This window comes from Rhodococcus sp. JVH1 (genome assembly GCF_000280725.2).
GTDB classification, from domain to species: Bacteria; Actinomycetota; Actinomycetes; order Mycobacteriales; family Mycobacteriaceae; genus Rhodococcus_F; species Rhodococcus_F jostii_A.
Genome location: NZ_CP166289.1, coordinates 654,942 through 681,436, shown reverse-complemented (window position 1 = coordinate 681,436; position 26,495 = coordinate 654,942). Strand labels below are relative to the sequence as shown.

At 68.4% G+C, this 26,495-nt stretch carries 29 protein-coding genes; 19 read left to right on the top strand and 10 right to left on the bottom strand.

Translation table 11 applies throughout. The features are described from left to right. The first annotated feature begins 27 nt into the window (after nucleotides 1-27). The 4 genes from JVH1_RS03210 (at nucleotide 28) to JVH1_RS03195 (ending at nucleotide 2,771) form a co-directional block, all read left to right on the top strand. Nucleotides 28-441, top strand: a complete 414-nt coding sequence (locus JVH1_RS03210) for a hypothetical protein (protein WP_009479794.1) — start codon at nucleotides 28-30, stop codon at nucleotides 439-441. Between the two features lie 129 nt (nucleotides 442-570). Continuing rightward, entirely contained in the window at nucleotides 571-864 is a 294-nt protein-coding gene (locus JVH1_RS03205; protein WP_009479795.1) for a hypothetical protein, read from the top strand. Nucleotides 865-1,132: 268 nt separating this feature from the next. Next, complete coding sequence (locus JVH1_RS03200) at nucleotides 1,133-1,591, top strand: Hsp20/alpha crystallin family protein (protein ID WP_009479796.1); 459 nt, start codon at nucleotides 1,133-1,135, stop codon at nucleotides 1,589-1,591. Between the two features lie 217 nt (nucleotides 1,592-1,808). Next, nucleotides 1,809-2,771: an alpha/beta fold hydrolase gene (locus tag JVH1_RS03195; protein ID WP_009479797.1), complete on the top strand. Its 963-nt coding sequence runs from the start codon at nucleotides 1,809-1,811 to the stop codon at nucleotides 2,769-2,771. On the opposite strand, the gene JVH1_RS03190 is transcribed toward JVH1_RS03195, so the two are convergent. Both JVH1_RS03190 and JVH1_RS03185 read right to left on the bottom strand, forming a co-directional pair. Further along, nucleotides 2,772-3,419, bottom strand: coding sequence for an FHA domain-containing protein (locus tag JVH1_RS03190; RefSeq protein ID WP_011598466.1), 648 nt, complete (start codon nucleotides 3,417-3,419; stop codon nucleotides 2,772-2,774). 57 nt (nucleotides 3,420-3,476) lie between these two features. Next, nucleotides 3,477-4,076: a TetR/AcrR family transcriptional regulator gene (locus tag JVH1_RS03185; protein ID WP_011598467.1), complete on the bottom strand. Its 600-nt coding sequence runs from the start codon at nucleotides 4,074-4,076 to the stop codon at nucleotides 3,477-3,479. 103 nt (nucleotides 4,077-4,179) lie between these two features. Here JVH1_RS03185 and JVH1_RS03180 point away from each other — a divergent pair, with 103 nt between their 5' ends. Continuing rightward, on the top strand, nucleotides 4,180-5,625 hold the full coding sequence (locus tag JVH1_RS03180; RefSeq protein ID WP_009479800.1) for an MFS transporter: 1,446 nt from the start codon (nucleotides 4,180-4,182) through the stop codon (nucleotides 5,623-5,625). A 218-nt stretch (nucleotides 5,626-5,843) separates the two neighbouring features. Here the strand turns inward: JVH1_RS03180 and JVH1_RS03175 are convergent, their stop codons facing one another. From JVH1_RS03175 to JVH1_RS03160, 4 genes are all read right to left on the bottom strand, one after another. Continuing rightward, nucleotides 5,844-6,671, bottom strand: a complete 828-nt coding sequence (locus JVH1_RS03175; protein ID WP_009479801.1) for an SDR family NAD(P)-dependent oxidoreductase — start codon at nucleotides 6,669-6,671, stop codon at nucleotides 5,844-5,846. Next, nucleotides 6,668-7,153 (bottom strand): nuclear transport factor 2 family protein, encoded by a 486-nt coding sequence (locus tag JVH1_RS03170; RefSeq protein WP_009479802.1) that lies wholly within the window; start codon nucleotides 7,151-7,153, stop codon nucleotides 6,668-6,670. The genes JVH1_RS03175 and JVH1_RS03170 overlap by 4 nt, the downstream gene beginning before the upstream one ends. Before the next feature lie 101 nt (nucleotides 7,154-7,254). Beyond that, on the bottom strand, nucleotides 7,255-7,698 hold the full coding sequence (locus JVH1_RS03165) for a ferritin-like domain-containing protein (protein ID WP_009479803.1): 444 nt from the start codon (nucleotides 7,696-7,698) through the stop codon (nucleotides 7,255-7,257). After that, nucleotides 7,695-8,222 (bottom strand): hypothetical protein, encoded by a 528-nt coding sequence (locus JVH1_RS03160; RefSeq protein WP_009479804.1) that lies wholly within the window; start codon nucleotides 8,220-8,222, stop codon nucleotides 7,695-7,697. The genes JVH1_RS03165 and JVH1_RS03160 overlap by 4 nt, the downstream gene beginning before the upstream one ends. Before the next feature lie 186 nt (nucleotides 8,223-8,408). On the opposite strand from JVH1_RS03160, the gene rimP reads away from it, so the two are divergent. From rimP to truB, 11 genes are all read left to right on the top strand, one after another. After that, the gene (rimP, locus tag JVH1_RS03155; RefSeq protein WP_043782319.1) at nucleotides 8,409-8,981 is read left to right on the top strand and encodes a ribosome maturation factor RimP; all 573 of its coding nucleotides are present in this window, start codon (nucleotides 8,409-8,411) and stop codon (nucleotides 8,979-8,981) included. After that, nucleotides 8,978-10,009 (top strand): transcription termination factor NusA, encoded by a 1,032-nt coding sequence (nusA, locus tag JVH1_RS03150; protein WP_009479806.1) that lies wholly within the window; start codon nucleotides 8,978-8,980, stop codon nucleotides 10,007-10,009. Before rimP ends, nusA begins: the two co-directional genes overlap by 4 nt. Before the next feature lie 44 nt (nucleotides 10,010-10,053). After that, nucleotides 10,054-10,407, top strand: coding sequence for a YlxR family protein (locus tag JVH1_RS03145; protein ID WP_011598472.1), 354 nt, complete (start codon nucleotides 10,054-10,056; stop codon nucleotides 10,405-10,407). A 105-nt stretch (nucleotides 10,408-10,512) separates the two neighbouring features. Beyond that, a complete protein-coding gene (infB, locus tag JVH1_RS03140) occupies nucleotides 10,513-13,455 on the top strand; it encodes a translation initiation factor IF-2 (protein ID WP_083849892.1) in 2,943 nt (980 codons plus the stop codon). A gap of 101 nt (nucleotides 13,456-13,556) precedes the next feature. Continuing rightward, nucleotides 13,557-13,847 carry a DUF503 domain-containing protein gene (locus JVH1_RS03135; protein ID WP_005240674.1) on the top strand — a complete coding sequence of 97 codons (291 nt, stop codon included), beginning with the start codon at nucleotides 13,557-13,559 and terminating at the stop codon, nucleotides 13,845-13,847. Between the two features lie 114 nt (nucleotides 13,848-13,961). Continuing rightward, nucleotides 13,962-14,450 (top strand): 30S ribosome-binding factor RbfA, encoded by a 489-nt coding sequence (gene rbfA / locus JVH1_RS03130; RefSeq protein ID WP_009479808.1) that lies wholly within the window; start codon nucleotides 13,962-13,964, stop codon nucleotides 14,448-14,450. A gap of 11 nt (nucleotides 14,451-14,461) precedes the next feature. Continuing rightward, nucleotides 14,462-15,463: a bifunctional oligoribonuclease/PAP phosphatase NrnA gene (locus JVH1_RS03125; RefSeq protein WP_009479809.1), complete on the top strand. Its 1,002-nt coding sequence runs from the start codon at nucleotides 14,462-14,464 to the stop codon at nucleotides 15,461-15,463. 12 nt (nucleotides 15,464-15,475) lie between these two features. Beyond that, nucleotides 15,476-16,864: an MATE family efflux transporter gene (locus JVH1_RS03120; protein ID WP_009479810.1), complete on the top strand. Its 1,389-nt coding sequence runs from the start codon at nucleotides 15,476-15,478 to the stop codon at nucleotides 16,862-16,864. A 1-nt stretch (nucleotide 16,865) separates the two neighbouring features. After that, complete coding sequence (locus tag JVH1_RS03115) at nucleotides 16,866-17,795, top strand: metallophosphoesterase (RefSeq protein ID WP_009479811.1); 930 nt, start codon at nucleotides 16,866-16,868, stop codon at nucleotides 17,793-17,795. Further along, nucleotides 17,792-18,475 carry a 4'-phosphopantetheinyl transferase Npt gene (npt, locus tag JVH1_RS03110; RefSeq protein WP_009479812.1) on the top strand — a complete coding sequence of 228 codons (684 nt, stop codon included), beginning with the start codon at nucleotides 17,792-17,794 and terminating at the stop codon, nucleotides 18,473-18,475. The genes JVH1_RS03115 and npt overlap by 4 nt, the downstream gene beginning before the upstream one ends. A 62-nt stretch (nucleotides 18,476-18,537) precedes the next feature. Then, entirely contained in the window at nucleotides 18,538-19,455 is a 918-nt protein-coding gene (gene truB / locus JVH1_RS03105; RefSeq protein WP_009479813.1) for a tRNA pseudouridine(55) synthase TruB, read from the top strand. 4 nt (nucleotides 19,456-19,459) lie between these two features. Here truB and JVH1_RS03100 read toward each other — a convergent pair whose 3' ends face one another. Then, nucleotides 19,460-20,173 (bottom strand): metal-dependent transcriptional regulator, encoded by a 714-nt coding sequence (locus JVH1_RS03100; protein WP_029539443.1) that lies wholly within the window; start codon nucleotides 20,171-20,173, stop codon nucleotides 19,460-19,462. Nucleotides 20,174-20,349: 176 nt separating this feature from the next. Between JVH1_RS03100 and JVH1_RS03095 the strand changes: the two genes are divergently transcribed. The 3 genes from JVH1_RS03095 (at nucleotide 20,350) to JVH1_RS03085 (ending at nucleotide 24,290) form a co-directional block, all read left to right on the top strand. After that, a complete protein-coding gene (locus JVH1_RS03095; RefSeq protein WP_025432373.1) occupies nucleotides 20,350-21,324 on the top strand; it encodes a bifunctional riboflavin kinase/FAD synthetase in 975 nt (324 codons plus the stop codon). 110 nt (nucleotides 21,325-21,434) lie between these two features. Then, nucleotides 21,435-21,704, top strand: coding sequence for a 30S ribosomal protein S15 (rpsO, locus tag JVH1_RS03090; protein ID WP_005240682.1), 270 nt, complete (start codon nucleotides 21,435-21,437; stop codon nucleotides 21,702-21,704). Between the two features lie 312 nt (nucleotides 21,705-22,016). Then, nucleotides 22,017-24,290 carry a polyribonucleotide nucleotidyltransferase gene (locus JVH1_RS03085; RefSeq protein WP_005240683.1) on the top strand — a complete coding sequence of 758 codons (2,274 nt, stop codon included), beginning with the start codon at nucleotides 22,017-22,019 and terminating at the stop codon, nucleotides 24,288-24,290. 75 nt (nucleotides 24,291-24,365) lie between these two features. On the opposite strand, the gene JVH1_RS03080 is transcribed toward JVH1_RS03085, so the two are convergent. From JVH1_RS03080 to JVH1_RS03070, 3 genes are read right to left on the bottom strand one after another with little or no spacing between them, the layout of a single operon-like run. Beyond that, entirely contained in the window at nucleotides 24,366-24,809 is a 444-nt protein-coding gene (locus JVH1_RS03080; protein WP_009479817.1) for a protein-tyrosine phosphatase family protein, read from the bottom strand. A 10-nt stretch (nucleotides 24,810-24,819) separates the two neighbouring features. Continuing rightward, entirely contained in the window at nucleotides 24,820-25,581 is a 762-nt protein-coding gene (locus tag JVH1_RS03075; protein ID WP_009479818.1) for a 2-phosphosulfolactate phosphatase, read from the bottom strand. Continuing rightward, nucleotides 25,578-26,492: a LysR family transcriptional regulator gene (locus JVH1_RS03070; RefSeq protein ID WP_009479819.1), complete on the bottom strand. Its 915-nt coding sequence runs from the start codon at nucleotides 26,490-26,492 to the stop codon at nucleotides 25,578-25,580. The genes JVH1_RS03075 and JVH1_RS03070 overlap by 4 nt, the downstream gene beginning before the upstream one ends. Nucleotides 26,493-26,495 lie beyond the last annotated feature (3 nt).

Below are 26,495 nucleotides of genomic sequence, written 5' to 3'. Positions count from 1 at the left end.
ACCTCACCCCCACAGAAAGATCCACACATGGCACACACCCTCAAGCGCACCCTTTCCGCTCTCGCCATCGCGGGCTTCGCCCTCACAGCCGGAGCGGGAATCGCCTCGGCTGATCCGGGTGGCAACGGCGGCACGGCGCCGGGCGGCACCTCGCAGGGCGGTAACGGTGGCACCTCTCAGGGCGGCGCCGGCGGCGCAGGTGGCAACGGCTCCGGTGGGAACGTCGTCCTCGGCGGTCCGGTCATCGGCAGCCCGGGCACTACCACCGGACCCCAGAACGCCGGCAACGGCGGTAACGGCGGTAACGGCGGGAACGCCGGAGATGCCAACGGAGGGAACGCCGGGGATGCGAATGGGGGCGCCGCGAACGGAGGCGCAGGTGCCGGCGACACGACGACCACGGACAACACCCAGAACTGCGGGTTCGTCTTCTGCTGGTGACCGAGTCGTGATCGCTCGATCTTGCTGAACAGCCCGAGGGGCCGTCACCGCCAGGTGCCGGCCCCTCGGCGCCACGCCTGTACCACCTTCCCGCCTCCCCGGCGCCACGCACTGCGAAAGGTTCTTCCCATGTCGACTTCCTTCGGCTTCTCCACTGTCCTCACGCGCACGGGTGCCACCGTCGCGGCCGCGTTCTTCGTCCTCGCGGCGGGCGCCGGCATTGCCTCGGCGGCCCCGGACTCCCCGTCCGATGACCCCTCCGTCAGCACCGTTGCCCCCGGACAGAACGCCCAGGGCGGCAACGTCGACATCGGCGGCCCGCATGTCGGGCCGATCGCCGTGGACGGTATCAAGGCCGGCCCCGGCGGGGCGAACGTCGGCGGATACGACTTCGGCGGCGGCCAAGGGCAACTCTGGGGGTGACCGGATTCGCACCCCAGGGTGTCTGGTTGCGCCGACCCCGGGTGCCGCATCCTGAAGTGGCAGTAGAGAATACCCTCCCGTCGCGAGCGGACCGGACAGGTTGATTCGTCGCGGCGTGGACCCCGAAGCCGGAACTCACGAGGCGAAGATTTCGGGGTCCTCTCGATCTGGCACTCTCGGGTGCTGAGTGCTAAATTAGCGATGCACAGTGAATCTGGCTGCCCGTCGGGGTGGCGGGCGCCTCGAGTGATGTGGGAGGTGTGTTGCTGTGCTTCGCTTCGATCCTTTCAACGACCTCGAATCCATGACCAAGAGTCTGCTCGGCACGGAAACTGGAACCGCACGGGTACCGCGATTCATGCCGATGGATCTGTACAAGGTCGACGACCACTACGTCCTGCACGCCGACCTGCCGGGCGTCGATCCGGGTTCCGTCGACGTCAGTGTCGACAACGGCACGCTCACCCTGACGGCTCATCGCAGCGCGCCGTCCGAGGAGAACGTGCAATGGATCGCGTCCGAGCGGTTCAGTGGAACGTTCCGTCGGCAGCTGTCGCTCGGCGACGGCGTCGACCCGGACCGCATTTCGGCGTCCTACGAGAACGGTGTCCTGAGCGTGACCATCCCGCTCGCCGAACGGGCGAAGCCGCGGCGGATCGAGGTCTCCAGCCTCGGAAGCGGTGAGCATCGCACGATCGAGGCGGGTCCCGCGAGCGAGACGGACTGACGCTGCAGCGGAAACATCTGCTGTGTCGAAGCCCCCTCGACGAGGGGGCTTCGGCGTGCCCCCGTCCACCCACCCCAGGGGTGGAAAGGGCAACACCTCCGGGTGCACCGGCCACCACTGGGGGTCCTGGTCGGGTCGGACCGTGCGCGGCACAGTAGAGAACAAGCAAGAACGTAACGCTTCACCAGCCGCGAGCGAAGAAACCGAGGAGGCCATCATGACGAACACCCCGGTTGCACACGAGCACGAAGGCCGTCGCCTCACGGTCAGGACCGACGACGGGATCGCACTCGCGGTTCGCGAGTTCGGTTCGCCCGACGCAGCCACCACCGTGGTGTTCGTTCACGGTCACTGCCTGCGCACCGAGTCCTGGTGGGCACTGCGCAAGCAGCTGGTCCGCTTCTGGCGCAACGACGTTCGCATGGTCTTCTACGATCACCGCGGACACGGAGAGTCCGGGGAGGCGCCGGCAGCCACCTACACGATCGATCAGCTCGGCCGCGACCTCGGCTCCGTGCTCGACGCCGTCGCACCGCACGGTCCGGTCGTCCTCGTCGGCCACTCGATGGGCGGGATGACCGCGCTGTCCTACACAAGGCAGAACCCGCACACGATCGGTTCGCGGATCGTCGGCATGGCCCTGATCTCCACCGCGGCGTGCGATCTCGCCGAGGCCGGTCTCGGACGACACCTGCGCAGCCCCGCGGTGTCGCTGTTCCGCACCGCGGTGCGCCGGGCACCCCGGGTCGTGCACGGATCGAAGCGGGTGGGACGCACCGTCTGCACGGCGATCGCCCGCGCGGCAGGCGCCCGCAACCGAGTCGTCGATCCTCGCCTGGCGGCGCTGGTCTCCGCCATGGCCAACACCACGTCCGTCGTCACCATGTCAAGCTTCCTCGAATCCCTGCTCGGGTTCGACGAGCGGCACTCCCTCGCCGCGCTCGCTCACATTCCGTCGCTGATCCTGTGCGGCTCGGTGGACATGCTCACCCCGCTCCAGCATTCCGTCGCGATGGCCTCGAAGCTCCCCGCCTCGGAACTCGTGAGCGTCGACGGGGCCGGCCACTCGGTGATCCTCGAGCGCGCCGCCGACGTCGCACTCGCGATCATCGGCCTCGTCGAGCGGATCGCACACGGTGAGACCGCCGCTTTCGACCGCGAACTGATGGCCGTCGGCTGATCAGAGATCGCGCTCGTTGATGATGCCGCTGCGCATGGCCCGCTCGGCCAGGCTGACCCGCTTCTGATTCTGCGGGAGATCGCCGACGCCGAACTTCGCGAACAACGCCCGAAGGTGAGTCTTGATCGCATCGACACTGAGAAACAGTTCCTGGGCGATCTGCTGATTCGACGCCGGATTCGCGAACGCGGCGCCGTGCTTGTACGGCCGGCACAGTGCCGTGAGGACCGCCCGCTGGGTATCGGTGAGGGACCGGACGTCGGGCATGTCGGTGCCCATCCGGGTGGCCTCGTCGAGAGAGCCGCCGAATTCCAGGTACCGGATCTTCGTTCCGCCGATGCGGATGCTGTCGCCCTGGCGGAGCCGCCGGCGCCCCGCGAGACGCTCGCCGTTGACGAAGGTGCCGTTGCGGGAGAGCCCGTCGTCGAGGATGGTCCAGTGCGAGCCGACGCATTCGAGGACGGCATGGAGACGTGAGACCTCGTCGTCCTCGGTGAGGAGCAAATCGGAACCGGGCGACCGTCCGATCGTGACGCGCGCGGAAGTGGGGGAGAGGTCCACGGTGTGGTGGTGACCCTCCCGGTCGGAATAGCTCAGTCGAGACTCAACGGCTCGGTCCACGGCGACACCCCTTCGGCACGCTTCCATCGTGCCCCGCCACGTGTCCTCTGAGCAAGATCAAGAGCGGAAATCGCCGTTCACGGATCAGTTCTCGGAGCCCGCGGCGTCCAGGGTGCTGCCGAACGCGCACACGGCGAGCTCCTCGAGCGCCGGATCCTGCCCGGCATGCTCGGGTACCTGCATGGCGAGCAGGGTGTTGAGGAGCATTCCGTTGGCGATGAAGGTGCGGGCCCGTTCCGGGCTGCACCCGGTGCGCGTGCGGATCTGCGTGTAGAGCCGGGACATCCAGTCGCGGGCCAGCGCGCCGATCTCCGGGTTCGCGCCCGACGTGAAGCCGTGCATCATCACGAGCAGGAGGTCGCGGTCCTCGAGCAGTTCGGCGTATGCGATGCCCATCGGGAGCCACGACTCGTCGTTCTCCGGGTTTGCGGCGACATCGTCGAAGTACGGCTCGAAGGTGTCCATGATCCGACGCATCGCGCGGTCGAAGACGTCGGCGAACAGCCGCGACTTCGAGCCGAACATGCGAACCACGTAGGGCTGGGACACGCCCGCCTCGCGTGCGACGGCGTCGGTGCTGGTGCCGTGATAGCCGTCCCTGGCGAACGCGCGGGAGGCGGCGGCCAGGACGAGTTCGCGACGTTCGGTCGCGCTCATGCGGGTCTGTTTCACGGGCGATGCCATGTTGACATGTTATCAGTCGATTACTAGTCTTCGAATTAAGTAATCATCTGATGCTTACAACTCCCTTCTTCCCGTACTCACGACTCGAATACGAGGACCCGTCATGACGACACTCTCCGAACGCCTGGAACACGAATCGGCGGCGCCTCCCTCGGGACGGGGCCACGGCCGGCTGGTGCCGGTATGGCTGGCGATCGTCGCCGCCTCGATACCGATGTTCATGGCCACACTCGACAACCTGGTGATGACCAGCGCCCTGCCGGTGATCCAGCGCGACCTCGGTGCGTCGGTCGGGCAGTTGCAGTGGTTCATGAACGCGTACACGCTCGCCTTCGCGACGTTGATGCTGACGCTGTCGGCACTGGGGGACCGCCTCGGCCGTCGCCGTGTATTCCTCTGGGGCATAGTGCTATTCGCACTCGCGTCGATTGCATCGGCCCTGTCGACCACCTCCGAGATGCTGATCGCCGCGCGCGCCGTCCAGGGCGTCGGCGCGGCCGCGATCATGCCGCTCTCTCTCACCCTGCTGGCCGGTGCCGTACCGCTCGCCAAGCGCGCCCTCGCCATCGGGATCTGGGGTGGCGTCTCGGGACTGGGCGTCGCCCTCGGCCCCGTGGTCGGCGGCGCCGTCGTCGACGGGGTGTCGTGGCAGGCCGTGTTCTGGATCAACGTTCCCGTCGCTGCAGTCGCGATTCCGTTGGCGCTGTACGCGCTCGGCGAGTCGAAGGGAAAGCGGCAGCCGCTGGATCCGCTCGGCGTCGTCCTGGCCGGAGCCGCCGTGTTCCTCGGAGTCTGGGGCATCGTGCACGGCAACGACGACGGCTGGACCAGTGCCACGGTGCTCGGTGCTCTTGTTGCAGCGGCGGTGTTGCTCGCGGCGTTCGTGGTGCGCGAGTTGCGCACACCCTTCCCCGTGATGCCGCTGCGGCTTTTCCGGTCCCGGCAGTTCTCCCTGGCCAACGTGATCGGGCTGACGTTCACGCTGGGAATGATGGGCGCCGTCTTCCTCCTGTCGCAGTACCTCCAGATCGTCATGGGATACTCCCCGTTCGAGGCCGGCCTGCGAACCCTGCCGTGGACCGCCGCACCCATGCTGGTGGCGCCGATCGCAGGCCTGCTCGCGCCGCGGCTGGGAGTCCGGACCCTCCTCGTCACCGGACTGGTCCTGCAGGGGTTGTCGCTGCTGTGGATGGCGTCGCTCATCGTCCCCGGCGCCACGTACGGCAGCATGGTTCCGGCGTTCGTGATGGCAGGCGCAGGAATGGGTCTGACGTTCGCTCCCAACGCGACCGCCGTCCTCGCCGACATGCCCGAGGCCGACCACGGCACGGCCAGTTCGACCAACGCGACACTCCGTGAGATCGGAGTCGCGCTGGGGATCGCGCTCCTGACCGCGGTGTTCCTCGGTGCGGGCGGCAGCCTGACCCCGACGGGATACATCGACGCCCTCGCACCCGCTCTGTACGTGGGAGCCGGATTCGTGGCGGTCGCGGTCGTTGCCGCGGCCCTCATGCCGGGACGATCCAAGGCCGTCCTGGCATCGACGTGACCCTCCCGGAGTGCGGGCGGGCCCGGATCGTGAGGTCCGGGCCCGCATCAGTTCCAGGGCGGGGAGGAACGCATCGGAGAGTTCGCCGGGAAAGGCATACTCGTCCATCCCGTGCCGCCGACTTCAACGGTCGATCAGCACCTGCGCAGCCTGGCTACATCGCACGGCGGAAATCCGTCTGGCTCGTCCCCAGGCGCGACGTGACCTGAGCCTGCGGCTCAGAACAGCGGGCCGCCGCCGAACGGTTCCCGGTGCGACGGCGGGGTCTGGCCCTGGGTGTCGGTGATGCCGTACTCGACGGCCAGCTCCGCCGTGACGAAGGTGTGGCCGCTGCGCTGAGGGAGGGTGGGATCTGCGGTCAGGGCGCAGATCACCTCGCCGATGAACTCGGGGGACTCGGCGTCCGCGACGGAAAAGCCGGCGATGGTCTCGAGGCCGCTGGCGACGATCATCTCCGTCCGGACGATGCCCGGCCACAGCGAGACCGCGCGCACGTCGTGCGGAGCCAGCTCCGCCGCCATGTCGCTGGCCATCTTGTCCAGCCCGGCCTTGGACATGCCGTACAGCACCGAGTGCAGATGCCCGCGGGTCCCGAACGACGAGATGTTCGCGATCAACCCGGAGCGGCGGGGCACCATCAACCGCGCAGCCTCCACGGACGCGACGTAATGGGCGCGCAGTCCGACACCGATCAGCGAGTCCCAGTCGTCCAGTGGCCGCTCCCAGAACGGGGTGCTGAACCCGCCGAATCCCTTGGGGGCCGCCCACACGTTGTTGACCAGCAGATCGAGTCGGCCGGCCTGCTCGTCCGAGATCCGGGCGAACAGCGCACGCACATCTGCGTCTTCGCGGTGATCGCAGGCCACCGCGATGCCGGTCCCACCGGCGCCGGTGACCGTTCGCGCCGACGCCGACAGCGGGCAGTCCTCCGTCATCGGGCCGCGCCCGGTGACGTAGACGGTCCACCCGGCGGCGCCCAGCGCCGTCGCCACGCCCTTGCCGACGCCGCGGCTCCCACCGGTGACCAGAGCTACCCCGGCGCTCACTGGACCACCACCGTGTCCTGGGTGAGCGGACGGGTGATCGACCAACGAGTGGTGAAGTGGCATCGCGACATTCGCCAGACGCCGTCCTCGAGACGGTAAGCGTCGTCGTATTCGCCGGAGGACGCGGTCTCCGTCCGCTTCAGCAGATCGACCTGGCGAAACTTCAGCGTCCACGCGCCCGACGCCTCGGTGTCGCTGTGCAGCACGATGTCCGGATGGAAGCCGTGGTGCATGTCAAGGATCACGTGCTTGCCGTCCACTTCGTGGAGCGCGATCCTGCTGAAGATGTCCGTGAGTCGGTCGGCGTCGTCGAACCGGCCGAGTGGACCGAAGTCGATCGACGCCCCGGACGAGACGAAGCAGGCACGGAACGCGTCCGGATCCTTGCCGTCGCACGCTCGCCAGTAGCGGTACTTGAGCGCCTTGATCGCGTCGATCCGCTCCAGGTCCGCCAGACGCTGCTCCACCGAGCGTTCGTCCACGCTGCCGTCCTCCCGTTGCCGTTCACCGTGTCGGGAGAGACGCTAGGCCGGGAACGCGCCGCGTGGACGCAGAATCCCGGTGGGCGGGAACCTGCCCGTCGTCAGGGCCCGCCGGGGAACGGGTCGGTCACCGGATCGGTCCCGAGCGCCACTCGCCAGGTGGCCTCCCGGACGGCCGCCTCGGTCAGCGCGGTGACGCCGAGCGTGCGGGTGTCCTCCGTCTCACCGTGTTCGACGACCGCCCGCCACGCGACGGCGGTGTCGGCCTCGACCTGGGCCGCCAGCTGCGCGGCCGTGATCGGATCGGTGACCGGGAACGGCAGGGTGTAGCCCGCCTCGGCGGCCGGAGCCGTCAGTCCTGCCGCGGTCAGCGTGTCCAGGAGGCCGTCCCGGCGCGCTCGGTGGGCCGCGGCGGCGGTGGCCACCTGGGTGGCCCGGGTGGGATTCGAGAATGCGGCGACCACGCCGTAGGCGAACACCGCGGAATGTTCGGCGGTCAGCGCGTCGGCGAGGCTCTTACCCTCGGCTTCGGTGGGTGTCGTCACGGCAGCACCACCGCCAGATACGTACCGCACGCGGCGCTGATCGACGCGCAGAGCCCCGCCCGGTAGGCGGTCAGTGTGCGCGCCGAATCGGCTGCGCTGCGCTGCGACTCGGCCAGGTCGGCCCGCAATTGATCGAGACCGGGCGGCGGCGCCGGTGCGGTCGGTGTCGTCGCCGGGGGAGCGGACGTGGTCGGTGCGGTACCGTCCGGATAAGTTCCTGCAGCCCTGGCGATTTCGGCGTCCAGTGCGTCGGCGTGTGCGGTGCGCTGGGCGCGGACGAGTTCGAGTGCCGCACCGCGATCGGGGAGCAGCGCGATTGTGGCCGCCGCGCCGGCGGCGTCACGACGAGCCAGACGCGACTGTGCGACGAGTGAATCGACCTCGGTGCCGGAGTCCGCGTCGTCGGCGCACCCCGCCAGCAGGGAGACACTCGCGACGCCGAACGCCGACGCTGCTGCGAACCGGAGAGCGGTGCGCCGGGACACGGCCGGACCGGATGTCGGGGGCCGGGAGACGGTGGGCATGAGCACCGGTCCATGGTGCCAGGTCGGGCCGCGATCGCGGGAATCGAGCACCGGGGCTGGTCACGGACGCCTCGAATCGGCGTTACTCTTAGATGCTCGAACCCGTCCCGGCGGGTTCGAGGTGCTGCGTGCGCGGCACGATGACCTGCCCGACCACGAAGACAACTGAAACGAGGAGCTTCCCCGATGCCGGTTCCATCCAAGGAGAGGGTGACGGAGCTCATCTCCGATCTGGTGCAACGCCAAGGTTACGACTTGGAGGACGTTGCAGTCACCCTCGCGGGTCGGCACAGCGCAGTCCGGATCATGGTGGACAGCGACGCCGGACTCGAACTCGACGCGGTCGCGAACCTGAGCCACGAGATCTCCGAGGTCTTCGATTCGGTGTCCGATTTCGGGGAGTCGCCGTACACGCTCGAGGTCACGTCTCCCGGTATCGGCCGGCCGCTCACGCACGAGCGGCACTGGCGTCGTGCCCGCGGCCGCAGGGCGCGTATCGATCTCGCGCACGAGACCGTCGTGGGTCGGATCGGCCTCCTTGACGGCGACTCGGTCGCGGTGGTGATCGGCTCGCGCACGGGCCCGGAGGTTCGGCGTGTCGCGCTCCCGGACATTCAGAAAGCTGTTGTGCAGGTGGAATTCTCGAAACCCGACCCGCGGGAGCTGGAACTCGCCGGCGGGATTCCCGAGGGTCGAGTGGCACCCGCGGACGCAGACGCGTCGGAAGATGAAGAAGTAGTAGAGGGGTTGGACAAGTGAATATCGACATTGCGGCGTTGCGCGCCATCGAGGCCGACAAGGGCATCTCGATCGAGACCGTCATCTCGACCATTCAGACCGCGTTGCTCACCGCCTATCGGCACACCGAGGGGCATCAGCAGCACGCACGGATCGACGTCGACACCAAGAGCGGCATCGTGCGGGTGATGGCGCACGACGTAGACGCCGACGGCAACATGGTCGGCGAGGAATGGGACGACACCCCGGAAGGTTTCGGCCGGATCGCCGCGACCACCGCCCGCCAGGTCATCCTCCAGCGGCTGCGGGACGCCGAGCACGAGCGGAGCTTCGGCGAGTACTCCACCCACGAGGGCGAGATCGTCGGCGGCGTGATCCAGCGCGACACCCGCGCGAACTCCCGCGGCATGGTCGTCGTGCGGATCGGCAGCGAGGCCAGCGGCGCCGAGGGCCTGATCCCGCCCGCCGAGCAGGTGCCCGGCGAGAACTACGAGCACGGCGAGCGGCTCAAGTGCTACGTCGTCGGTGTGGCCCGTGGGCAGCGCGGACCTCAGATCACGCTGTCGCGCACCCACCCGAACCTCGTCCGCAAGCTGTTCGCGCTCGAGGTTCCGGAAATCGCGGACGGTTCGGTCGAGATCATCGCCGTCGCCCGGGAGGCCGGGCACCGGTCGAAGATCGCCGTCCAGTCACGGGTGCAGGGACTGAACGCCAAGGGTGCGTGCATCGGGCCGATGGGCCAGCGGGTGCGCAACGTGATGAGCGAACTCGCCGGCGAGAAGATCGACATCATCGACTTCGACGAAGACCCGGCCCGGTTCGTCGGCAACGCGCTGTCGCCGTCGAAAGTGGTCTCCGTCACTGTCGTGGACCCCGATGCGCGGGCCGCGCGTGTCGTCGTCCCCGACTTCCAGCTGTCCCTCGCCATCGGCAAGGAAGGGCAAAATGCCCGTCTTGCTGCGCGCTTGACCGGGTGGCGAATCGACATCCGCAGTGATGCCGCACCCGCCCCCGAGTCGGCAGGCGGACCCGCCGCGACCAGTCGTTGAGCCGGGAATGCGGAGATCGGGGCGAGTCGGCGGTAGAGTGGTCAATGGTTCAGCATGAGCATCCCGATTCTGCGCGCGTTCCTACCGGTTCACCGGTCCGAACATGCATAGGATGTAGGGAGCGCGCGCTGGCTGTCGATCTGCTCAGGGTTGTGGTTAGTGAGAGTGGGCCGCAAGGTCATGTTCTCGCCCCGGACCCGAGGCACAGGCTTCCCGGTCGAGGTGCGTGGCTGCACCCCGCCGAGGCTTGCCTGAGTCTCGCGGAACGACGCCGAGCATTCGGCAGAGCACTGCGAGTAACCGGAAGTGTCGACACGTCAGAAGTCGACCACTGGGTACGAGCAGGGCACCCACCCAGAGCAGTACCTCTCGAACAGAACAGGCACAAGCACTCATGAGCACACCGTGAAGCACCAGCGATGATCGTCCATCGGAGATAACCCGAGGTCGTGCGGGCCCCTCTCAGGGGAGCCTCCTGCTCGACCTCATCAGTGAGGAGAGCAGTGGCAGGCAAGGCCCGCGTGCACGAGTTGGCTAAAGAACTCGGTGTCACAAGTAAAGAACTACTCGCAACGCTCAAGGAGCAGGGCGAGTTCGTGAAGTCGGCGTCCTCCACAGTGGAGGCGCCCGTCGCCAGGCGTCTGCGGGAATCCTTCCCGTCGGCGAAGTCCGCCGATTCCGCAGCCCGTCCGGCTGCCAAGCCCGGCGCACCCGCGCCGAGCACCCCGGCGACCGCTGCGAAGCCGGGCGGTCCCCGTCCCGGCCCGAAGCCGGCAGCTCCGGCTCCGGCTCCGGTCGCACCCGCTGCGGCAGCCCCCGCGGCCACCCCCGAGGCGCAGGCCCCGGCTCCGGCCGCACCCGCAGCAAGAGCAGCCACCCCGGCTGCCCCGGCGACCAATGCTCCCAAGCCCGGTCGCCCCACACCGGCTGCCCCGGCTCCGGCCGCACCCGCACCCGCAGCTCCGGCCGCACCCGCAGCCCCGGCTGCCAGTGCCCCCGCGGCTCCGTCCACGGGCGCCAAGCCCGGCGGACCCCGTCCCGGCCCGAAGCCCCCGCGTGTCGGTAACAACCCGTACTCCTCGGCTCCCGCCGAGCGTCCGGCACCCCGCCCCGCTCCCGGCGCACCGCGTCCGGGTGCACCCCGTCCGGCTCCCGGTCAGGGCGGACCTCGTCCGGCTCCCGGTCAGGGCGGTCCCCGTCCGGCACCGGGTCAGGGCGGACCTCGTCCGGCACCGGGTCAGGGCGGTCCCCGTCCGGCTCCCGGTCAGGGCGGACCCCGTCCCAGCCCCGGCTCGATGCCTCCTCGCCCGAACCCGGGCGCGATGCCTGCACGTTCCGCACGTCCCGCCCCCGGCGGTCGTCCCGGCCGTCCCGGCGGAGCCCCCGGCGGTCGTCCCGGTGGCGGCGGCGGTGGATACCGCGGTGGCGGAGCCCCCGGTGCCGGCGCAGGTGCGCCCGGTGGCGGAGCGCCCGCAGGTGGTTTCCGCGGTCGTCCCGGTGGCGGTGGACGCCCCGGTCAGCGCGGTGCGGCAGCAGGTGCGTTCGGTCGCCCCGGTGGTGCCCCGCGTCGTGGTCGCAAGTCGAAGCGGCAGAAGCGCCAGGAATACGATTCGATGCAGGCGCCCGCCGTCGGCGGCGTGCGGTTGCCCCGTGGCAACGGCGAGACCATTCGCCTCGCCCGCGGTGCATCCCTGTCGGACTTCGCGGAGAAGATCGACGCGAACCCCGCAGCGTTGGTGCAGGCACTGTTCAACCTCGGCGAGATGGTGACAGCGACCCAGTCGGTCAACGACGAGACGCTGGAACTGCTCGGCGGCGAGATGAATTACGTCGTCCAGGTCGTCAGCCCGGAGGACGAGGACCGCGAGCTGCTCGACAGCTTCGACCTCACCTACGGCGAAGACGAAGGTGGCGAAGAGGACCTCGAGTCCCGTCCGCCGGTGGTCACCGTCATGGGCCACGTCGACCACGGTAAGACCCGACTGCTCGACACGATCCGTAAGGCCAACGTCCGCGAGGGCGAGGCCGGCGGCATCACGCAGCACATCGGTGCCTACCAGGTGCTGACCGAGCTCGACGGCAACGAGCGTCTCGTGACGTTCATCGACACCCCCGGTCACGAGGCCTTCACGGCCATGCGTGCCCGTGGTGCCAAGGCCACCGACCTCGCGATCCTGGTCGTCGCCGCCGACGACGGCGTCATGCCGCAGACGGTGGAAGCGATCAACCACGCCCAGGCGGCCGACGTGCCGATCGTGGTCGCGGTGAACAAGATCGACAAGGAAGGCGCGAACCCGGACAAGATCCGGCAGCAGCTCACCGAGTACGGACTGGTCGCCGAGGAATACGGCGGAGACACCATGTTCGTCGACATCTCGGCGAAGCTGGGCACCAACATCGACGCACTGCTCGAAGCCGTGCTGTTGACGGCGGACGCTGCCCTGGACCTGCGGGCCAACCCGGACATGGACGCTCAGGGTGTCGCCATCGAGGCGCACCTCGACCGTGGACGCGGCCCCGTCGCGACCGTGCTCATCCAGCGCGGAACGCTGCGGGTCGGCGACTCGATCGTGGCCGGCGACGCATACGGACGTGTGCGCCGCATGGTCGACGAGCACGGCGACGACGTGCTCGAGGCCCTGCCTTCGCGTCCCGTCCAGGTGGTCGGATTCACGTCGGTCCCCGGTGCAGGCGACAACCTGCTCGTGGTCGACGAGGACCGCATCGCCCGTCAGATCGCCGACCGGCGCAATGCGCGTAAGCGCAACGCACTGGCCGCGAAGAGCCGCAAGCGCATCAGCCTCGAGGACCTGGATTCGGCTCTCAAGGAGACGTCGCAGCTCAACCTCATCCTCAAGGGCGACAACTCGGGAACCGTGGAGGCCTTGGAAGAGGCCCTGCACGGCATCGAAATCGACGACGAGGTGCAGTTGCGGGTCATCGACCGTGGTGTCGGTGGCGTCACCGAGACCAACGTCAACCTGGCCGCTGCGTCGAACGCGATCATCATCGGGTTCAACGTCCGCGCCGAGGGCAAGGCGACCGAGTTGGCGAACCGCGAGGGCGTCGACATCCGGTACTACTCGGTGATCTACCAGGCCATCGACGAGGTCGAGAAGGCTCTCAAGGGCATGCTCAAGCCGATCTACGAAGAGGTCGAGCTGGGCAAGGCGGAGATCCGCGCGATGTTCCGTTCGTCCAAGGTCGGCAACATTGCCGGTTGCCTCGTCACCTCGGGTACCATCCGTCGCAATGCGAAGGCCCGGCTGCTGCGTGACAACACGGTTGTCGCCGAGACCGTCACCATCTCCTCGCTGAAGCGGGAGAAGGAGGATGTTGTCGAGGTACGCGAGGGTTACGAGTGCGGTTTGACGGTCACCTACTCCGACATCAAGGTCGGTGACGTCATCGAGGCCTACGAGCTTCGGGAAAAGCCGCGCGACTAGTCACCATCCGTTTGGGGTGACGCAGCAGCGTCATCCGGCGTGCGCTTCCCTGGCCGATCGACTCGGCCGGGGGAGCGCACGTCTCCCCGAAGGAGGAAAGTTTGTACGTCGGTGCGCTCGAGCTCGACATCTTGCTCGGTGACGTGCGATCTCTGAAAGAGAAGCGTGCAATGGTCAAACCGGTTCTGGCGGAGCTGCGACGTTACGGCGTCTCGGCGGCGGAGACCGGGGAACAGGATCGGTACCGCCGGTCGATGCTCGGTGTCACGATGGCGAGTTCGGCGGTCGATCACGTACACGAGGTACTCGACACGTGCGAACGGCACGTCGCCGAGCTGCCGGAACTGCAACTCCTTGCAGTCCGGCGACGGATTTTCGGCCCCGAGGACTGACTCGGAGTGCCCTGCCCGCCCCGCCGCATCTGCGGCCCGGCGTGCAGAATGAACTACAGCTACACACGCAACTTCACAACTTATTCAGCGGCCAGGGAGAGGAGTCTGATTGTCATGGTGGATCCCGCCCGGGCACGCAAACTCGCCAAGCGCATCGGCACGATCGTCGCGACAGCGATCGACCACGAAATCAAGGACCCTCGCCTGGCGTTCGTCACGGTCACCGATACCAAGGTGACGGCCGACCTCCACGACGCCACCGTGTACTACACCGTCATGGGCGCCGACCTCGAGTCCGAACCGGACCTCGCCGCCGCAGCCGCGGGGCTGGAGAAGGCGAAGGGCGTTCTGCGCTCGAAGGTGGGCGCAGGCACTGGAGTCCGGTTCACTCCGACGCTGACGTTCGTCGCGGACACCGTCCCCGACACCGCACGGCACATGGAGGAACTCCTCGCCCGCGCTCGCGCCGCCGACGACGAGGTCGCGCGTGTCGCGGCCGGTGCGTCCCCGGCCGGTGACCCCGACCCGTACAAGGAGCCCCGAGCCGAGGACGCGGACGACGCGGAAGTCGACGAGCCCTCCGGTTCCCGCCAGGCGGACTGACACGAACCGACATGACCCACACTCAGGAGACGTCCCTGTCTGATCTCGATCGTCGCGAGGTGTTTCTGCCGCAGGCGGTCGCCGTTCTCGAGAACGCGACGTCGGTGACGATTCTGTGTCACGTCCAACCCGATGCCGACACGATCGGCAGTGGACTCGCCCTGGCGTTGGTGCTCGAGCGCAAAGGGATTCCGGTACAGGTAGCGTTCGGCGCGCCCGACGAATTGCCGGTGTCGATGCGGGAACTGCCGGGCACCCACCTGCTGGTGCCTGCGGATCAGGTGCGCCGCAACGTCGACCTGCTCGTGACCGTCGACTGCGGCAGTGCCGGGCGTCTCGGGAAGCTCGCCGACCGGCTCGCGAACGCGGGCAACACCCTCGTCATCGATCACCACCGGTCCAACACCCGTTTCGGTCGCATGAACCTGATCGACGAGTCCGCGGAATCGACGACCGCTGTCGTGGCGCAGATGTTCGACCTGTGGGGTGTGGACATCGACGCCGACCTCGCGCACTGCCTGTATGCGGGACTCGTGACCGACACCGGTTCGTTCCGCTGGGTGCAGCCCGGCACCCACACGCTCGCCGAGAGGCTGCTCGCCACCGGAATCGACGGAGCCCGCATCGCGCGGCGCCTGCTCGACACCCACCCGTTCGGCTGGCTGCCCATGCTGTCCTCGGTGCTCGGATCGGCGACGCTCGTCCCCGACGCAGCGGGAGGGCGGGGACTGGTGTACGCCGTCATCCGGCAGGCCTACATCGGAGACCTCCGCTCGGAGGAGGTCGAAAGCGTCATCGACATCGTCCGGACGACGTCCGAGGCCGAGGTCGCCGCAGTCCTCAAGGAGGCGGTGGACGGCACCTGGTCGGTGTCGCTGCGATCGAAGTCCGACGTGGACGTGTCGGTCGTCGCCGGGTATCTCGGCGGCGGCGGTCATCGGTTCGCCGCCGGTTACACGGCCGAGTGCTCTGCGGACGAGATCGTGACCTCGCTCGTCGAATCGCTCGGCTGAGGTCCGAATTCGTTGGCTGACATCTCGGAAGTCACGGGCGACGCGACCGCCCGGACGGTGTTCGGGCTGGCGCTGCCCGCGCTCGGTGTCCTCGCTGCCGAACCGATCTATCTGCTCTTCGACATCGCCGTCGTCGGTCGGCTGGGCGCTCTGGCGCTCGCGGGTCTCGCCGTCGGCGGTCTCATCCTCGCGCAGGTCAGCACGCAGCTGACGTTCCTGTCCTACGGCACGACGGCGCGCGCGTCCCGCATGCACGGTGCCGGCGACGAGCGCGGCGCGGTCCGGGAGGGCGTGCAGGCCACGTGGCTGGCACTGGGCATCGGCGCGCTCGTGATCGCGCTGGTCCACCTGTTCGCGCGGCCGGTCACCTCGGCGATCGCCGGCGGCTCCGACATCGCGGCGGCCGCCGAGAGCTGGCTGCGGATCGCGGTGTTCGGGGCCCCGCTGATCCTCGTCGCGATGGCGGGCAACGGGTGGATGCGTGGCGTGCAGAACACGGTGCGGCCCCTCCGTTTCGTGATCGCCGGTCTCGTCGTGTCGGCCGTGGCCTGCCCGGTGCTGGTGCACGGATTGTGGGGCGCGCCGCGGCTGGAACTCGAGGGTTCGGCGGTCGCGAACGTTATCGGTCAGGCGCTGTCCGCGAGCCTGTTCGTCGGAGCGCTGGTGGTCGAGCGGGTGCCGTTACGTCCGCGATGGAGCGTCATGCGCGCCCAGATGGTGCTCGGCCGAGACCTGATCCTCCGGAGCCTGGCCTTCCAGGCGTGCTTCCTCTCGGCTGCGGCCGTCGCGTCCCGGTTCGGTGCGGCGGCGGTCGCCGCCCACCAGGTGGTGCTGCAGCTGTGGAACCTCGTCGCCCTCACCCTCGACTCCCTGGCGATCGCCGCACAGGCGTTGGTCGGTGCCGCGCTGGGCGCCGGACACGCCAAGGGCGCCACGCGACTGTCGTGGCGCATCACCCGATGGTCCACGGTCTTCGCGACAGGGCTCGCCCTGATCTTCGCCCTCGGCCACGGGGTGATCCCCGAACTGTTCACCTCCGATCAGGCCGTGCTCGACGAGATGGCGGTGGCTTGGTGGTTCTTCGTCGCGATCATGCCGGTCGCCGGAGTGGTGTTCGCCCTCGACGGCGTACTGCTCGGGGCCGGCGACGTCGCCTTCCTCCGGAATGCCACGCTGTCCTGCGCGTTGGTCGGATTCCTTCCACTGATCTGGCTGTCGATGCTGCACGACTGGGGTCTTGCGGGAATCTGGACGGGACTCACGGTGTTCATAATTCTTCGGATGCTCGCGGTCGTATGGCGCGTCGGAACGGGCCGGTGGGCAGTGGTCGGGGCCGACCTGCAGACACGACACGGATCGGACAGCGATCCCGCGGCGGAACACGATCGGAAAGGTGGTTGACGTGGCACCCAAACTGATGGCGGTGAGCGACGTCCATGTGGGGCACCGGGGAAACCGCCCGATCACCGAGGACATCTATCCCGACTCGCCCGAGGACTGGCTGATCGTCGCGGGCGACGTCTCGGAGAAGACCGACGACATCCGGTGGGCGCTGAAACTCCTGCGCAGTCGTTTCGCCGAGGTCATCTGGGTTCCCGGCAACCACGAACTGTGGACGACGGCGAAGGATCCGGTGCAGATCCACGGCGCCGCCCGCTACGACTACCTGGTCACCATGTGCCGGGAGATCGGCGTCATCACCCCCGAGGATCCATTCCCGGTGTGGGAGGCCGAGGACGGCCCGATCACCCTGGTCCCGATGTTCCTGCTGTACGACTACACGTTCCTGCCCGACGGTGCCACCACCAAGGAGGAAGGTCTCGCGATCGCGCGCGAGAAGAACGTGGTGGCCACGGACGAGTTCCTGCTGTCGAGCGAACCGTACGGAACCCGGGATGCCTGGTGTCGCAGCCGCGTCGAGACGACGAAGGCCCGGTTGGACGCCCTGCCCGCGGGCACCCGCACCGTGCTGATCAACCACTTTCCGTTGGTGCGTCAACCGACGCAGGTGCTGTGGTACCCGGAGTTCTCCCTGTGGTGCGGTACCGAACTGACCGCGGACTGGCACACCCGGTACAACGCCGTCTGCGCCGTGTACGGGCATCTGCACATTCCGCGCACCACCTACTACGACGGGGTGCGGTTCGAAGAGGTGTCGCTCGGCTACCCGCGGGAGTGGCAGCGGCGGGGACTCCCGGACCGCCTCCTGCGGCAGATCCTCCCGGTGCCGGAGTACCCGCCGGGAACGCTGAACAAGTGGGGAGGCCACTTCAAGGTCACCCCCGAACAGGAAGCCGAAGTGGAGAAGATGCGGGCGAGGGGGGCCCTGTGATCGAGAGAATTCTGCCTGCCGGTGTGGTGTCGTCGGAACTGTTCGAAGATCCGCCGGGCCTGCGTCCGCACCCGCAGGAGGAGGCGCTCATCGGCAGGGCGGTGGAGAAGCGGCGCCGCGAGTTCACCACCGCACGTCATTGCGCCCGCCTGGCGATGACGAAGCTGGGCGTGGACCAGGCCCCTGTTCTGCGGGGCGACAAGGGCTCCCCCGTGTGGCCGCGCGGCGTGGTCGGAAGCCTCACCCACTGCGACGGTTACCGCGGCGCGGTGCTCGGCTACGCCATGCAGGTGCGGTCCGTGGGGATCGACGCCGAACCGCACGAGGCGCTGCCCGACGGTGTGCTGGACGCGGTGAGCCTGCCCGCCGAACGCGACTGGCTGTCGGGCGCGGCGGACTCCGGGCAGTGGCGCTCCGCCACCGGCGGTCCGGTGCACCGGGACAGGCTGCTGTTCTGCGCCAAGGAGGCCACGTACAAGGCGTGGTTCCCGCTCACCGCCCGGTGGCTCGGGTTCGAGGACGCGCACATCACGTTCGAGGCGTCCGGGGACGGCACGGGCACGTTCCATTCGGATCTCCTGATCTCCGGAGAGACCGTCGACGGCCCACCGCTGGCGTCGTTCGACGGACGGTGGATGGTGTCCGACGGCCTGATCATCACCGCCATTGCGGTGCACTGATTTCGGTACTGTGCGGTGCACTGATTTCGGTGCGGTGACGTCGGCTGGCAGAATCGGACCTCGTGTCTGCACGTGAAAAGCCCTCTTCCGGTCTCGTCGGCGCCGGACTGCTCATCGTCGACAAGGATGCGGGCGTCACCAGCCACGACGTGGTGGCCCGGTGCCGCAAGCTGCTCGGCACTCGGAAGGTCGGGCATGCGGGCACTCTCGACCCGATGGCCACCGGGGTGCTGGTGCTCGGTGTGGAGCGGGCGACGAAGCTGCTGGGGCTCCTCGCGTTGACCACCAAGGCGTACACGGCCACGATCCGGCTGGGTCAGGCCACCACGACCGACGACGCCGAGGGCGAGGTCGTGGCGTCGGCCGATGCGTCCGGCGTGACGGACGAGGAGATCGCCGCGCAGGTGCACACCCTCACCGGAGACATCCAGCAGATCCCGTCGAGCGTCAGCGCCATCAAGGTGGACGGCAGGCGGGCGCATGCACTCATCCGTGCGGGCGAGGAGTTCGAACTCGCTCCCCGTTCGGTCACGGTGTCCCGGTTCGAGGTCGTCGCGAGGCGAACCGAGGGCGCGTTCGTCGACCTCGACGTCGAGGTGGAATGTTCCTCCGGCACGTACGTCCGGGCGCTCGCGCGTGATCTGGGGATCGCGCTGATCGGCGTCGGCGGGCATCTCACCTCGCTGCGACGGACCCGGGTGGGACCGTTCACGCTCGAGCACGCGCGCACGCTGGAACAGCTCGCCGAGGAGCCGGGGGTCAGCCTCGACATCGACGCCGCCGCGCAGACCGCGTTCCCGCACCGGCAGGTCGACGCGGACGAGGCCGAATCGATCAGTCAGGGCCGGTGGCTCGAGCCGATCGGAATCAAGGGCGTCTACGCCGCCATCGATCCGAGCGGGCACACGATCGCGCTGCTCCAGGAACGTGGACGGCGGGCCAGTTCGGTGATGGTGGTCCGCCCCGCGACCCTGAGGTAGCGGTTCACACCAGCCAGATGGCCTGGGCTGCGGGATTTCCGAGCTCGACGGAGTCGTCGTGCGAGCCGAGCCGGATCGAGACGGTTCCGGCGTAGTCGCGTCGCTCCAGCACGGTGATCGTGACGTCCAGCGCAACCCCGACCGAGTCGAAGTACCGCAGCATCGCCGGGTCGGAGTCCGAGATCCGGGCGATGCGGCCGCTCTCGCCGTTGACGAAGTCGCTGAGCTGGCGTGCCGGGGGAGTGGGCACCGAGCCGTCGACCGCGGGAATCGGATCGCCGTGCGGATCGCGCTCGGGATGGCCGAGCTTGGCGTCCATCCGGGAGATCATCAGATCCGAGACGGCGTGTTCGAGTACCTCCGCCTCGTCGTGCACCTCGTCCCAGCCGTATCCCAATTCGTGCACCAGGTACGTCTCGATGAGGCGGTGCCTGCGGACCATTCCGACGGCGGCGACGCGCCCCGCCTCGGTGAGGGCGATGGACCCGTACCGGGCGTGATCGACGAGACCCTGGTCCGACAGTTTCCGGATGGCCTCCGACACGGTGGACGCCGACACCCCGATCTTCTCGGAGAGCAATTTCGTGGACACCCGCTCCTGCGACCACTCCTGAACGGTCCAGATGACCTTGAGGTAGTCCTGCGCCACTGCCGAGAGAGCCCCGGTCTCGGAGGTCGAGTCCTCGGTCACGCTCTGGTCATTCTTGTTCACGGCCACGCCATCGAGCTTAGGCAAGTCTTACCGGCGAGACACATCGACACACCTGATCCGTCTCCGGGGGACGGCCCGGGTGACCGCGAACCGCGAGGTCGTGGCGCTTCGCCGACGCGCGGGGCGGCCGGACACCCGGTCCGGAGATGAACATCGGCGCGCGGCACCGTAGGCTGCCACTCGTGCTGAGATGGCGTGGTCTCGACGAGGTTCCTGCCGACTGGGGTCGTTGTGTTCTCACGATCGGCGTATTCGATGGCGTGCACCGAGGTCACGCCCAACTGATCAGTCGAGCGGTGGCGGCTGCCCGCACGCGTGGAATACCCAGCGTGCTCATGACTTTCGATCCTCATCCGATGGAAGTGGTTCGTCCGGGCAGTCATCCCGCCCAGCTCACGACGCTCGCCCGCCGGGCGGAGCTCGCGGAGGAGCTGGGGATCGACGTGTTCTGTGTCATGCCGTTCACCGCCGAATTCATGAAGCTGACGCCGGAGCGATACGCCCATGAGATCCTCGTGGAGCGCCTGCACGTGGCGGATGTCGTCGTCGGTGAGAACTTCACGTTCGGCAAGAAGGCTGCGGGCAACGTCGACCTGCTGCGTCAGATCGGCGACCGGTTCGGGTTCGCGGTCGACGGTGTGACGTTGCTCGCAGAGCACGCGGTCACGTTCTCGTCCACCTACATCCGGTCGTGCGTGGACGCCGGCGACATGGCCGCCGCGACGGAGGCCCTCGGCCGTCCGCACCGCGTCGAGGGTGTCGTCGTTCACGGCGACGGTCGTGGACGGCAGCTCGGCTATCCGACCGCGAACGTCGCGCCGCCCATGTATGCCGCGATTCCCGCGGACGGCGTGTACGCCGCCTGGTTCACCGTGCTCGGACACGGAGTCGATCTCGGCACGGTCACCTCCGGCGAGCGGTACATGGCCGCCGTGTCGGTGGGCACCAATCCCACGTTCTCCGGGCGGACGCGCACGGTGGAGGCCTTCGTCCTCGACCGGGAAGCCGACCTGTACGGCCAGCACGTGGCCGTCGATCTGGTGGAGCGGCTCCGCGGGATGGAGAAATTCGATTCGGTCGACGACCTGATCGTCGCGATGGGCAAGGACGCCGAGCGTGCGCGTGCGATCCTGGCGGCGTCGGAGGACGTGCGGTAAAGCCGGCCCGTTTCAGCTGGTAAAGTAGACGGCTGGCGTGCGCTGCGGTTCGCGGTGGCCGCGCCGAGTTTCGATCCTTGCACGCGAACGTCATCACCAGGAGTGAACCAGTGGCATTGACCACCGAAGAAAAGAAGCAGGTTCTGAGCGAGTACGGCCTGCACGAGACCGACACCGGTTCGCCGGAGGCGCAGGTGGCCATGCTCACCAAGCGCATCGTCGATCTCACCGAACACCTCAAGATGCACAAGCACGACCACCACTCCCGCCGCGGCCTCCTGCTGCTGGTCGGACGCCGTCGTCGTCTGCTCAAGTACGTCCAGAAGGTCGACATCGAGCGTTACCGCTCGCTGATCGAGCGTCTCGGCCTGCGTCGCTGAGTTTCGTACACAGCGGTCATTTCGATCGCAAATCACTCCGGTAGCCGGCGGGGCCTTGCTTAGACTGGGCCTCGCTGGCTATCGGCGTTAGCTGCCGAGGGCAGCACTACCGTATGCACCCGAGAATGTGGTGTCGGTCTTCGGTAGTGGTCTTCCGGACACGGTCCGGGGGACTTCGATCGACGGCCGCCTCCGCACAGCGACATCCCGAGAACTCGAGAGGGGGATGTCCCTCAGGTGCGCAGTTCTCGCCAGGAGGGTGAGAACGCCCCCGCGGGTACGGCGAAGACGAGAGGGAAGTGAAAAGAAGAGATGACAGAGAATTCCGCAGTAGAGGTCGATGAGGGCGTGTTCGAATCCACCGCCGTGATCGACAACGGGTCCTTCGGAACCCGCACCATTCGTTTCGAGACCGGTCGCCTCGCGCAGCAGGCAGCCGGCGCCGTCGTCGCCTACCTGGACGACGAGACGATGCTGCTGTCCGCGACGAGCGCCAGCAAGCACCCCAAGGAGCACTTCGACTTCTTCCCCCTGACGGTGGACGTCGAGGAGCGCATGTACGCGGCGGGCCGTATCCCTGGCTCCTTCTTCCGTCGTGAGGGCCGTCCCTCCACGGACGCGATCCTGACCTGCCGCCTGATCGACCGCCCGCTGCGCCCGTCGTTCGTCGACGGTCTGCGCAACGAGATCCAGGTCGTCGTCACGGTGATGAGCCTGAACCCGCAGGACCTGTACGACGTGGTCGCGATCAACGCCGCGTCCGCTTCCACCCAGATCGCCGGACTGCCGTTCTCCGGACCCGTCGGCGGTGTGCGCGTCGCGCTCATCACCTCGGACGAGAACAAGGCCGGCCAGTGGGTCGCATTCCCTACCGTCGAGCAGCTCGAGAACGCCGTCTTCGACATGGTCGTCGCCGGCCGCATCGTCTCCGGCAGCGGCGACGACGCCGACGTCGCGATCATGATGGTGGAGGCCGAGGCCACCGACAACGTGATCTCCCTGATCGACGGTGGCGCACAGGCTCCCACCGAGGCGATCGTGGCCGAGGGCCTCGAGGCCGCCAAGCCGTTCATCGCCCGCCTTTGCACCGCGCAGCAGCAGCTCGCGGCCAAGGCCTCCAAGCCCACCGGTGACTTCCCCGTCTTCCCGGCGTACCAGGACGACGTGTTCGCAGCCGTCGAGGCCGCCGCAGCGGAGAAGCTCAGCGCGGCACTGACCATCGCGGGCAAGCAGGAGCGCGACGACAAGACCGACGAGGTCAAGGTCGAGGTTCTCGAGCAGGTCGCCCCGAACTTCGAGGGTCGCGAGAAGGAACTCGGCGCGGCATTCCGTTCGCTGACGAAGAAGCTGGTCCGTCAGCGCATCCTGCGCGACCAGTTCCGCATCGACGGCCGTGGCATCACGGACATCCGTTCGCTGTCGGCCGAGGTCGCGATCGTTCCGCGTGCACACGGTTCCGCTCTGTTCGAGCGCGGCGAGACCCAGATCCTGGGTGTCACCACCCTCGACATGGTGAAGATGGCGCAGCAGGTCGATTCCCTCGGACCCGAGACGACCAAGCGGTACATGCACCACTACAACTTCCCGCCGTACTCCACCGGTGAGACGGGACGCGTCGGTTCGCCGAAGCGCCGCGAGATCGGTCACGGCGCGCTGGCGGAGCGGGCTCTCATGCCCGTGCTGCCCAGCGTCGAGGAATTCCCGTACGCCATCCGTCAGGTCTCGGAGGCGCTCAGCTCCAACGGCTCCACCTCGATGGGTTCCGTGTGCGCGTCGACGCTCGCACTGCTCAACGCCGGTGTGCCGCTGAAGGCTCCGGTCGCCGGTATCGCCATGGGCCTCGTCTCCGACCAGGTCGACGGTGAGACCCGCTACGTTGCGCTCACCGACATCCTCGGTGCCGAGGATGCGTTCGGCGACATGGACTTCAAGGTCGCGGGCACGAAGGACTTCGTCACGGCCCTGCAGCTCGACACCAAGCTCGACGGCATCCCGTCCAAGGTCCTCGCCGGCGCGCTGTCGCAGGCCAAGGATGCGCGTGCGACGATCCTCGAGGTCATGGCCGAGGCTATCGACACCCCCGACGAGATGAGCCCGTTCGCCCCGCGCGTCACGGCCATCAAGGTCCCCGTCGACAAGATCGGTGAGGTCATCGGCCCCAAGGGCAAGATGATCAACTCCATCACCGAGCAGACCGGCGCAAACATCTCCATCGAAGATGACGGCACCGTGTTCGTCGGTGCGACGGACGGCCCGTCCGCGCAGGCCGCGATCGACATGATCAACGCCATCGCCAACCCGCAGCTGCCGAAGGTCGGCGAGCGCTTCCTGGGCACGGTCGTCAAGACCACCGCCTTCGGTGCGTTCGTGTCGCTCCTTCCCGGCCGCGACGGATTGGTGCACATCTCGAAGCTGGGCAGCGGCAAGCGCATTGCCAAGGTCGAGGACGTCGTGAGCGTCGGCTCGAAGTTGCGTGTCGAGATCGCCGACATCGACAACCGCGGCAAGATCTCGCTGATCCCCGTCGAAGAAGACGGTGCTGCGGCTCCGGCCGAGCAGAGCGAAGAGGCGGCTGCCGAGAAGTAGCCTTCTCCCGGTCCTCACGCCGGCGGCCCCGCACGAATCTCGTGCGGGGCCGTCGGCGTCTTCGTGTGGGGTGGGTCAGGAGGTCGGTGCCGCGGTGAACCGTCCGACATACCGACGCTGCCACGGTGTCTCGACCGCGTGACGCTGGTAGTGCTGCCGGACGTACGCGACGGCGTCCCGCGCCGCGACCCCGTCGAGCACGGCGATGCAGGCGAGGGCTGTGCCCGTCCGGCCGCGACCGCCCCCGCATGCCACCTCCACCCGTTCCGTCGGGGCGCGGCGCCACACCTCACCCAGCGCATCGAGGGTGTCGTCGCGGTCCCGCGGCAACGCGAAATCGGGCCAGCGGACCCACCGTGAGTCCCACTGCACCGGCGGCGGTGTCCGCCCCAGCAGGTAGACGGCGAAATCGGGGAGGGGACCGTCGGGGAGTGGTCGCCTCAGCCCCCGGCCGCGGACCAGGCGCCCGGACGGCAGGCGGAGGACTCCAGGAGCGTCGGCGTCCCAGGTATCGAACATGGCGCTCACTCTATTGCGCAGCCGCTCGGAAGACGCGATCTTCGAGGACCGCGACGGCGGTGCTCCGGTCCACCTCGGCGGCGATTGCGACGTCCTGCGGGTATCCCGAGGCGCGCAACTCCCGTCCCGACGCACACGCCGCGAGGGACTGCGGGAGGGTGTCCGCGACACCGCGCCAGGCGGTCATGGCCGCTAGCGCTTCCGGCGAAGCGTCTGCGCCCCGACCGATCGCCGTCAGAGCGGACAGCACTGCGCCCGCGCCCCACAGATCCTCGATCGCCGGCCGGAGTTCGCCGGCCGGCCACTTCTCCCCGGCGGCGATCACCGACACCACCGACGTCGAGGTGTGGTGCCGGGCGATCCAGCCGGCGACCGCGGTCGCATTCCGTAGGGACGCTCCGACGCACACGCCGGTTCCGGCGCCGAGTTCGAAGCTGATGGTCGACCCGTTCGGCGAGGGAAGCACCAACCTGCGCGGCGCGTCGGATCGCCGAATCATATTCGGCGACAAGCTGATCTGCCCGTTCGTGGCCCGGCCGCGTCCGACGGCGAGGACCGCGTCCGAGGCACGGGCGTAGCGTTCGGCGGAATCGTCGTTCCACCGGTAGGGGAGGACGTCGACGCCGGCGTCGAGCGCAACGGTGAGGGTGGTGGTGAACGACAGGACGTCCACCACGACCGCGATGTCGGCGTCTGCGCCGATGGCTTTCGCCCCCGGCAGGCCCCAGTCGAAGCGGAGGCCGTAATCGAGCTGGAGATGTTCGCGGTTCACGTCGTCTCCCTGTGCTCCGTCGACGTGAGCGTCGTGAGGGCAGCGATAACCGTGGTGACCGCGGCGCTCGGGGGACCGGGTAGGCGCGCGGCACCGATGTCGCGGAAGGCTCGGGGATCGTCGAGGCGAATCTGCGCGCACCCGGGTGGGGGAGTGTCCGTGGCCGGCACGATGCCCACACCCAAGCCGGATGCGACCAGGCCGTGCACGGTGCGCACGTCCTCTCCTTCGAACGCGATCGTGGGTAGGGCACCGGCTCGCGCGAACAGGTCGTCGAGCGATCCCCGCAGCCCGTAGCCCGGCTTGAGGGTGACGATCGGCTCGGAGGCGAGGTCACGGATCGTCATCGAGGTCGAGGTGGCCCGCGGGTGCTCGGAGGGCACCAGGACGACGAGCGGCTGTTCGAACAGCGGCGTGACCGTGAGGCCCGCGGGCGGTGGGGTGAGACGGGAGGCGAGCGCGATGTCGGCCTCACGGTTGAGGAGGGCGTCCAGGCACGTACGGCGCGCGCCCTGACTGAGGACGAACCGGATCGTCGGATCCGTCGCGCGGACGGTGCGAATCAACTCGGGCACGAGGTGCTCGCCGAGCGTCATCTGAAAGGCGACGCGAACGGTGGCCCGCGCCTGTCGGTCTTCGGACTGCACGGCGTCGAGGCCGTCGACCACCGCCGCGAGTGCGCGTTGCGCGTAAGGCACCAGTGTCCGGCCGGCATCGGTCAGGCGCACGCCGCGGCCGTCCGGTTCCAGGAGTGGGATGTCGAGTTGCTTTTCGAGTCGGCGGATTATCCGGCTGACCGTGGGCTGGGGCATCCCGAGCATCGCGGCAGCGATAGTGACGTGTTCGACTTCGCCGAGGGCGACGAGGACGGGGAGGTGCGGCAACAGCGCCTTGACGGTCTCGCTATTCATGAC

What these genes read in the sequence shown, in the direction of transcription:
- JVH1_RS03210 (WP_009479794.1), top strand. Translation starts at nt 28, where the DNA reads ATGGCACACACCCTCAAGCGCACCCTTTCCGCTCTCGCCATCGCGGGC.
- JVH1_RS03205 (WP_009479795.1), top strand. Translation starts at nt 571, where the DNA reads ATGTCGACTTCCTTCGGCTTCTCCACTGTCCTCACGCGCACGGGTGCC.
- JVH1_RS03195 (WP_009479797.1), top strand. Translation starts at nt 1,809, where the DNA reads ATGACGAACACCCCGGTTGCACACGAGCACGAAGGCCGTCGCCTCACG.
- JVH1_RS03190 (WP_011598466.1), bottom strand. Translation starts at nt 3,419, where the DNA reads ATGGAAGCGTGCCGAAGGGGTGTCGCCGTGGACCGAGCCGTTGAGTCT.
- JVH1_RS03185 (WP_011598467.1), bottom strand. Translation starts at nt 4,076, where the DNA reads ATGGCATCGCCCGTGAAACAGACCCGCATGAGCGCGACCGAACGTCGC.
- JVH1_RS03180 (WP_009479800.1), top strand. Translation starts at nt 4,180, where the DNA reads ATGACGACACTCTCCGAACGCCTGGAACACGAATCGGCGGCGCCTCCC.
- JVH1_RS03160 (WP_009479804.1), bottom strand. Translation starts at nt 8,222, where the DNA reads ATGCCCACCGTCTCCCGGCCCCCGACATCCGGTCCGGCCGTGTCCCGG.
- rimP (WP_043782319.1), top strand. Translation starts at nt 8,409, where the DNA reads ATGCCGGTTCCATCCAAGGAGAGGGTGACGGAGCTCATCTCCGATCTG.
- JVH1_RS03145 (WP_011598472.1), top strand. Translation starts at nt 10,054, where the DNA reads ATGGTTCAGCATGAGCATCCCGATTCTGCGCGCGTTCCTACCGGTTCA.
- rbfA (WP_009479808.1), top strand. Translation starts at nt 13,962, where the DNA reads ATGGTGGATCCCGCCCGGGCACGCAAACTCGCCAAGCGCATCGGCACG.
- JVH1_RS03125 (WP_009479809.1), top strand. Translation starts at nt 14,462, where the DNA reads ATGACCCACACTCAGGAGACGTCCCTGTCTGATCTCGATCGTCGCGAG.
- JVH1_RS03085 (WP_005240683.1), top strand. Translation starts at nt 22,017, where the DNA reads ATGACAGAGAATTCCGCAGTAGAGGTCGATGAGGGCGTGTTCGAATCC.
- JVH1_RS03080 (WP_009479817.1), bottom strand. Translation starts at nt 24,809, where the DNA reads ATGTTCGATACCTGGGACGCCGACGCTCCTGGAGTCCTCCGCCTGCCG.
- JVH1_RS03070 (WP_009479819.1), bottom strand. Translation starts at nt 26,492, where the DNA reads ATGAATAGCGAGACCGTCAAGGCGCTGTTGCCGCACCTCCCCGTCCTC.